Source organism: Parasphingorhabdus sp. (assembly GCF_036568145.1).
Classification (GTDB): Bacteria; Pseudomonadota; Alphaproteobacteria; order Sphingomonadales; family Sphingomonadaceae; genus Parasphingorhabdus.
This window is the reverse complement of record NZ_DATCTC010000028.1, coordinates 91,564-97,787: the sequence shown is the minus strand read 5'-3', so window position 1 is coordinate 97,787 and position 6,224 is coordinate 91,564. Positions and strand designations below refer to the sequence as shown.

Annotated in this window: 6 protein-coding genes; 5 read left to right on the top strand and 1 reads right to left on the bottom strand. The window is 53.8% G+C overall.

Annotated features, from left to right (window positions below):
* From VIN76_RS10665 to argC, 5 genes are all read left to right on the top strand, one after another.
* Positions 1-211 (top strand): hypothetical protein (locus VIN76_RS10665; RefSeq protein ID WP_332041827.1); only part of this gene is annotated, 211 nt, incomplete at its 5' end.
* A 94-nt stretch (positions 212-305) separates the two neighbouring features.
* Positions 306-1,844: an NAD(P)/FAD-dependent oxidoreductase gene (locus VIN76_RS10660; protein ID WP_332041826.1), complete on the top strand. Its 1,539-nt coding sequence runs from the start codon at positions 306-308 to the stop codon at positions 1,842-1,844.
* Positions 1,845-1,907: 63 nt separating this feature from the next.
* Positions 1,908-3,329: a leucyl aminopeptidase family protein gene (locus VIN76_RS10655; protein WP_332041825.1), complete on the top strand. Its 1,422-nt coding sequence runs from the start codon at positions 1,908-1,910 to the stop codon at positions 3,327-3,329.
* 125 nt (positions 3,330-3,454) lie between these two features.
* On the top strand, positions 3,455-4,393 hold the full coding sequence (locus VIN76_RS10650; RefSeq protein WP_332041824.1) for a C40 family peptidase: 939 nt from the start codon (positions 3,455-3,457) through the stop codon (positions 4,391-4,393).
* A gap of 9 nt (positions 4,394-4,402) precedes the next feature.
* Positions 4,403-5,335, top strand: a complete 933-nt coding sequence (argC, locus tag VIN76_RS10645; RefSeq protein WP_332041823.1) for an N-acetyl-gamma-glutamyl-phosphate reductase — start codon at positions 4,403-4,405, stop codon at positions 5,333-5,335.
* Positions 5,336-5,345: 10 nt separating this feature from the next.
* On the opposite strand, the gene lepB is transcribed toward argC, so the two are convergent.
* The gene (gene lepB / locus VIN76_RS10640) at positions 5,346-6,215 is read right to left on the bottom strand and encodes a signal peptidase I (protein WP_332041822.1); all 870 of its coding nucleotides are present in this window, start codon (positions 6,213-6,215) and stop codon (positions 5,346-5,348) included.
* Positions 6,216-6,224: the final 9 nt, after the last annotated feature.

Below are 6,224 nucleotides of genomic sequence, written 5' to 3'. Positions count from 1 at the left end.
TGCCCCCCCCCCCCGCGCTTATGAAATAAGCCTGTCCTACACTATCCCTGATCGTTATGATGGAGAGGAAGAGGGGAATTGGATTTGGGGCCGTATATTTCGAATCTGCGCGAAACTGGTAAAACCCGGAATCTGGCTTTTGGTCAATTTGACAATTCCGGACAAATGGCGGAAATATGTGCTTCCTTGGTGTGAAGTTAGTGAAGTTTAAGCCTTAATCGGGTGATTAAATTGTTAATTGCAACCTTGTTCCGATGATGGCATAGTGCATCATAAGACTAAATAAGTGGTTGGAGAGACGGCAAATGACAACGCAAGCTATAAAAAGTAGCAGCAATGCACCTGAAAGAGCGATAGATTCGGTTGATGTCCTGATCGTCGGGGCCGGTATTTCCGGCATCGGCATGGCGGTTCATTTGCGCGACTTATGTCCGGGCAAGAGCTTTGCCTTGCTCGACCGGCGTGAAGAGATTGGCGGGACGTGGAACCTTTTCCAGTATCCCGGTATCCGCTCCGACAGCGACATGCACACGCTGGGCTTCAAATTTGAACCGTGGACCGAGCAGAAGGCGATTGCCGACGGCCCTTCGATCATGAAATATCTTCACCGGATCAAGAACAAAAATGATCTGGAAAAGCATATCCGCCTTGACCACAAGGTGCTGTCCGCCAGCTGGTCGAGCGAGGACGCACGCTGGACCGTGACCGCCGAAAGGTCCAATGGCGAGCGCGTCGTCATGTACGCCAATTTCCTTTATATGGGCTCTGGCTATTATGATTATGACCAGGGCTATGATGCCAAGATAGAGGGGATCGAGACGTTCAAGGGCGAAGTGGTCCACCCGCAATTCTGGCCGAAAGATCTGGATTACAGCAACAAGAAAGTCGTCATTATCGGCAGCGGCGCTACCGCGGTGACGATTCTTCCCAATGTCGCGAAAAAGGCCGCGCATGTCACCATGCTGCAACGCACGCCGACATGGTATTTTGCCCGTGATGCCCGCGACAAGCTTGCCAATTTCCTCCGCAAGATCATGCCGGACCAATGGGCCTATAACATCATCCGCAAGAAAAATGTCTTCATGCAGGATCTGGTTTACCGCACCGCCCGCAACAATCCGGAAAAGGTTATCGCCAAGCTTGAAAAGCCTCTGAAAAAAGAACTGGGCGATAAATATAACAAGGAAGATTACACGCCCCCTTATGGCCCGTGGGAACAAAGGCTGTGCCTTGTCCCCGACAGCGATATGTTCAAGGCTATTCGCGCTGGCACGGCGGACGTGAAAACCGGGCATATTGATACCGTGACCGCAGACGGCATAATCCTGAAATCCGGGGAAAAGCTGGATGCCGACATCATCATCACCGCTACCGGCCTGAAACTCGCGGTTGCGGGCAAGGTTGCGTTTGAAGTGGATGGCAAGCCGATCAATTTCCACGACCATTTCTATTATAAAGGCTGCATGTTCTCCGACATTCCGAACATGGCGATTGTCTTTGGTTACCTCAACGCTTCATGGACGCTGAAAGCGGATATTGTTTCGGAATATACCTGCCGCTTGCTCAACCATATGGATGCAACCGGCACAAAGATTGCCAATCCGGTGCTAACGGACGGAGTAGAAGAGGACGAGCTTTTCGACTTTTCTTCCGGCTATATCCTGCGCTCCATCAACGAATTGCCGCGTAATGGCAAGGAAATGCCGTGGAAGCTCAATCAGGACTATCTGTTTGATAAAAAGGTTCTGCTGAAATGGCCGGTAGATGATGGTGTCATCCAGTTTTACGGGCCAAGAAGCGTGGCCTCCAGCCAGGAAGAGCTGACAATGGAAGCGGCAGAGTGAGTGCCTGAACAGCTATTGGAATAGGCTCTCGCCTTCAAACCATAGTGCGGTTATAGCGTGAAGATGACTGACTTTAACGCACTGATCGAGGCCGATAAAGGCCAGCCCGCACGGACCATCCGGATATTGGATGTGCAGATTTTCGAGGACTGGCTGAAGGGCCAGCCCGATAGCATCCGCAACATTGTGGCGGCCTATAAATTTGTCGCCAACCCGGAATCCTATTTGATCCTTCCCGTCCTCTCGGCAAAGGAAAAGGATGATAGCGCAGAGCAGGGCGACTTCACCGTCGTTGCCGGGGTTGCCGATCATGAAAAGCTGGACCCGTGGGCGCTGGCAAAACTGGGCGGCAAATTGCCGGAGGGCAAATACCGGTTGGAAGGCGCCAGTGCGAAAGATGCGCTGTTCGGCTGGTTGATACCGCAGCACGAGTTTGACCATTACAAGGAGTTGCCGGACAGGCAAGGGCCTAGCGTCTTGCTCGTCAAGGATGAAATCAGCCAGATCGACGAAGCGGTTCGTCAGGCCGAGGCCACGGCGATGGTGCGCGATATGGTCAATGTCCCGGCATCTGATATGGGGCCGGACAAGATCGAGGATATTGTCACAAAGCTTGCGGAAAAACACAGCGCAGAGCTGTATATTACCCGCGGCGATGTGCTGGAGAAAAACTTCCCGATGATCCACGGCGTCGGCAAGGCCGCGATGCGCGATCACGCGCCGCGCCTGATCGAGCTGAAATGGGGCAAGGCGGATCATCCGAAAATTGCCCTGGTCGGCAAGGGCGTATGTTTCGATAGCGGCGGACTTTCGATGAAATCGCCCGCTGGCATGTTGTTGATGAAAAAGGACATGGGCGGCGCGGCCCATGCCATTGCCTTGGCTAAAATGATCATGGAAGCGAAATTGCCGGTGCGGCTTCACTTGCTGGTCCCGGCGGTTGAAAATGCGATAGACGGCCGGGCCTTGCGTCCCGGTGATATATTGAACAGCCGTAAAGGGCTAACGGTGGAAATCGGCAATACCGATGCCGAAGGCCGCCTGGTTCTGGGCGATGCGCTGACGCTGGCAGGGGAAGAGGAGCCGGAGCTGATACTTGATTTTGCAACGCTGACAGGGGCCGCGCGGGTTGCATTGGGGCCTGACTTGCCGGCTTTGTTCAGCAATGATGATGATGTAGCCGCCGGTTTGATTCAAGGCGGTGAAGCGGAAGACGACCCCTTGTGGCGTATGCCTTTATGGTCCCGCTATGAAAGCGGCCTCAACAGCACGATTGCCGATACCAACAATGTCGCTTCGGGATCGTTTGCAGGCTGCATAACCGCAGCCTTATTCCTGCAAAAATTTGTCCCCGAAGACATCGCATGGGCGCATTTTGATACCTATGCGTGGCGACCGTCCAGCAAGGCAGGGCGACCCAAAGGAGGAGATGCACTAGGATTGCGGGCGAGCTGGAACTATCTGAAAGCGCGTTATGGCGGATAAGCGCAGCGCATCGCTGCTTGATTAAGACGCTATACCTCGTTTAAGGGCGGCTTATTGGCATCACGTAGTTAAAGCGTAGAATCCGCGCAGTTGCGGCGAAAGCCGTAAATAGGGTAATAGAAATAATGAATGTTATCGGTAATATGAAAACCGGGGAAATCGCGGCGCGCGCAAAATTTTCGCTGCGCGGCCCCGAAGAAGGCTTTGATCCGCGGATCACCGCGCATCGCGGCGATCTGGCCGATATTGCGCTCGCTGGCAGAATGTTCGCTCCGCATTATGCCGAGCCAATGCCGATGCGCTGTTCCGCGCCAAAGGCGATGATCCGCAAGCAAGGCGGTAAAAACCACGAAGCTGTGTCCGAACTCTTGCATGGTGAAGATTTCCAGCTTCTCGATGTTGTCGGCGATTGGGCATGGGGTTATTGCGAGCATGACGGCTATGTCGGTTACCTGCCGGTGCATGCGTTGCAGCATCAGCACAAAACGCCGCAGCCCACCCATCTGATTTCAGCGCGGGCGGCACTGATATTCATAGAGCCTGATATTAAATCCGGCGTGATGAAACGCTTGCCCATGGGTGCAAAACTGGCTTGTGGGAAACCAAGCGAGTGTGGCAGTTTCCTGAAAACCGGAAAAGGCTATGTCCACATCCGCCATGTCCAGGAAATTGGTGCCAAGCGCGTATTTGATGGCAGGAACAACACGGTTGCCTTTGCCGAGCAACTTGTCGGCGCGCCCTATTTATGGGGCGGTCGCAGCGGTGACGGGCTGGATTGCTCCGGCCTCGTCCAGATAATTCTCGGCTTAACAGGGACGAAAGTGCCGCGCGATACGGATCAGCAGCTAAAGGTTGTGGGATCGGAAATCCCGGATGAAGAGGATTTGAAGCGCGGTGATTTTGTTTTTTTCCCCGATCATGTGGGAATAATGGCTGATAGCGATCGGATCATCCACGCCAGTACATACTGGATGCAAGTATGCGTAGAGCCGCTGGCCGACGTGATCGCCCGCTTTGCCAATGATACCGCGCAACCTGTTCTGGCGCGCAAGCGCTTGGGTTGAGGAAAGACCATGACATATAGTGTTTTCATTGATGGAGCCGCAGGGACGACCGGCCTTGAAATTGCCGACCGGCTGGCCGCACGTCAGGAGTTTGACCTTGTTCGCTTGCGCGATGATCAGCGCAAGGATGTGAATGCGCGCCGCGATGCCATCAATAATAGCGACTTTGTGATTTTGTGCCTGCCCGACGATGCTGCCAAAGAGGCGGTTTCCCTTTTGGAAAGTGATCATCCGCGAATCATAGATGCCTCCTCCGCTCATCGCACAGCGCCCGATTGGGTCTATGGCTTTGCGGAATTTCGTGAAGGGCAGCGCGAGCGTATCGCCGGAGCAAGACTTGTTTCCAATCCTGGCTGTTATCCGACCGGCTTTCTGGGCCTTGTCGCGCCGCTTGTCGCACGCGGATTATTGCCTGCTGATTGGCCTTATGCGGTCAATGCTGTCTCTGGCTATTCCGGCGGCGGTAAGGCGCTCATCGAGCGGTTCGAGCAGGAGCGTGAAATCGGGTTTCGTGGCTATGGATTTAATCTTGAGCATAAACATATGCCAGAGATGAAGCAGCATGCTGGCCTAAATCACGATGTCGTTTTCGCGCCCGCCGTCGTGTCCGCTTATCGGGGCATGATTGTCGAGGTTCCGTTGAACCTAGGCGCAATGAAGGTCGCTGCGAAAGCCGCTGACTTGCTTGAAGCTCTACAGGATCATTATCAGGGGTCGCCGATAGTCAGCGTCCATGATGGCAGCGGCATTGGTGAGTTGCTCCTGAATGACAATGACCCGGCGACGGACCGGCTGGAACTTTACGTGTTTGCCAGTGAAAGCGGCGATCTGGTCCGCTTGGCCGCAAAGCTCGACAATCTGGGCAAAGGGGCTGCAGGCAGCACGGTTCAGGACCTGAATATCATGGCCGGTCTGGATGAGACTTTGGGGCTCCGCCTCTAAAATATCCGGTCTATTCAGCGGCGCTAATTTCCTTTTCCGGTCGCAAACTCGTCCCTGCGCGGCCACTGCGGAATGAAGTAAACCAGCTTACCGGATTAAGGGTGGTTGTTCCGTCGAGCGAGAATGTAATAAACTCTGCGCGGCCACCGATATTTTCCCAAGGGATGGCACCATCCAGCCCAAGCGGACTCGCTACCCGGCTATCCGCAGACAGGTCGCGATTGTCGCCCAGCAAATAGACATAGTTTTCGGGAATGATGACGGGTGGAATATCATCGGAAGACTGTGGTCCTAAATCAATAACGTCATAGCTCACGCCATTGGGAAGGGTTTCGCGCAAGACCGGGAGCTGGCAAAAACTCTTGCCGGTTTCATCCGTCACCCGCAGGCCGGGGAATTCGCGGTTCTCGCAAGGGGAGTTGGTATCAATAGGCAACATCAGGTCCGGTCGGACCTCTTGCTTGACCGGCTCGCCATTCAGGAAAACCTGTCCCCCGCGCAGTTCCAGCATTTCACCTGGCAGGCCGATGACCCGTTTGATATAGTCGCTGCTTTGGTCTTTTGGCGTTAAAATAACGATGTCACCGCGCTGTGGCATTGAGCCTAAAAGGCGCCCTTCCATCCGCGGTAATATATGAAACGTAGGAGAAACCCATGACCAGCCATAAGCATATTTGCTAACGATCAGGCGGTCTCCGACCAACAGGCTTGGCATCATCGAAACGGATGGAATGTAAAAAGGCTTGGCTACAAAGCTATGAAAAGCCAGGACGGCAAGCAACAAAAGAGCGATGCTTTTGAATTCCCCGATCCAGTCAGTCTTGCTCTTTTTGGATTCATCCTTCTTGTCCGCCTGTTCATCCGCTTTCTCTAAACTCATATCTAGTTT